Annotated in this window: 1 protein-coding gene; it reads right to left on the bottom strand. The window is 60.6% G+C overall.

The window, feature by feature from the left end:
• Positions 1-182: 182 nt before the first annotated feature.
• Positions 183-1613, bottom strand: a complete 1431-nt coding sequence (locus CGK74_RS18630; RefSeq protein WP_094269840.1) for an IS1182 family transposase — start codon at positions 1611-1613, stop codon at positions 183-185.
• Between the last annotated feature and the right edge of the window lie 66 nt (positions 1614-1679).

The raw sequence follows: 1679 nt of genomic DNA, 5'->3' as shown, positions 1-1679 counted from the left end.
AGGCCATCGGTGCCGCATCGAACGGCCGGTTGCGGAAAGTCCTCCCTGCGGCCGCTGATGCCCGAGGGCGTGTAAAAACGGTTACGGCTGCAAGCACCGGCGGTGGCTTCTCGTCGCCTCATGCAATGCAAGTCATTCGATGATTGCGGATTGGCGCATCCGGTGACGTAAAAAGGCCCCCATCAGGCCCGAATCGCCGCCATAAGCGCCTCATTTCCCATCAGCTTCATCACGCGTTTCAAGTTGTACGCTAGAACGTGCAGGCTCATCTCGGTTCGGACGCGCTCAAGGCCCTTGGTCAGGAAGTGCGTCGCGCCCATCCAGGCCTTCAATGTACCGAAGGGGTGTTCGACAGTCCGCCGTCGGATACGCATGCTATCGGGCGACTTATCCAGCCGCGCCTGCATCACCTCGAGTTCCTCCTCGTGCGCCCAACGGCTCACACGCCTGTAGTCGCTGGGTGTGCATTGGCTCTTGATGGAGCATCGCGGGCAAGATGAGCTCCAGTAGCGGTTCATCATGAGCCCTCTTTCCACTCTGGCGAAGCGCCAGATCAGGCGCTCGCCGGCGGGGCAGACATACTCGTCATTCTCGCGGTCGTACACGAAGTCTGCGCGATCAAAGCGCCCGTCGGCTTTTGCGCCGGATGTAGCGCTCTTCGGAACAAGCGGCACGATACCGGCTTTGTGGCAGGCGAGGATCTCCTCGCTTTTGAAATAGCCCCGATCAGCAATCGCCGTGAGGAAATCCAGCTTCATCGCCTTACGAGCCTGCTTGCCCATCGTGCTCAATTGATCACGGTCGAGCCCGTCGTTGGTGACTTCGTGCGCCACGATCAGGTGGTTCTTGGTCTCGACGGCCGTCTGGACGTTATAGCCGACGATGCCCGTGCCTCGAGTCTTCATGGAGCGGGCGTCGGGATCTGTCAGGGAGATTTGCTTGTCAGGCGCGTTCTCGAGTTGGACGCCAATCGCTTCGAGCTCCTTCATCCGAGCCTTCAGGGTGGTGATCTTGTCGGTCAGCCGTTCCTTCTTCGCCTGGGCCACGGCGGGCTCTTGCCGGTCAGCGCTGTCCATCTCAACGAGGTAACGCTCGATGCTCGCCTCGATCTCCTGCATTCGCCGCTGCAGTTTGGCGCTGGTGAAGTTTCGATCTCGGTTATTGACGGCCTTGAACTTGCTTCCGTCAATGGCGACCACAGCCTCAGCGAACAGCCCCAGTTCCCGGCACAGCACTACGAACTGCCGACAAACGCCACGGATCCCCTTCGGGTTGTCCTTGCGGAAGTTGGCGATGGTCTTGAAGTCGGGCGTCAAACGGCCCAGCAGCCACATCAACTCCAGGTTGCGCTGTGCCTCGCGCTCCAGGCGGCGGCTCGACTGGATCCGGTTCAGGTAACCGTAGATGTAGAGCTTGAGCATCGCCCCTGGGTGATAGGCGGGGCGTCCAGTCGCGGCTGGATCGACCCCCGCGAAGCCCAACTTGCGAAGATCGAGCTCTTCGACGAACACATCGATGACCCGGACGGGATTAGCCTCGGCAACGAAGTCGTCCAGTGTCTCGGGCAGCAGGGCCCCCTGCGTGCGGCTCTGTCCTTCGACGAATCGCTTCATGGCGTCACATCAGGCTGAGAATGCCTAGATCATAGCCAATGGGGCGTTTTTACACAGCCTCGGCCG

This window comes from Thauera propionica (assembly GCF_002245655.1).
GTDB lineage: Bacteria > Pseudomonadota > Gammaproteobacteria > Burkholderiales > Rhodocyclaceae > Thauera > Thauera propionica.
The sequence above is the reverse complement of the archived record's forward strand: the minus strand, read 5'-3'. Positions and strand labels throughout refer to the sequence as shown.

Coding starts and splice junctions, on each gene's coding strand:
- CGK74_RS18630 (WP_094269840.1), bottom strand. CDS start 1,613: ATGAAGCGATTCGTCGAAGGACAGAGCCGCACGCAGGGGGCCCTGCTG.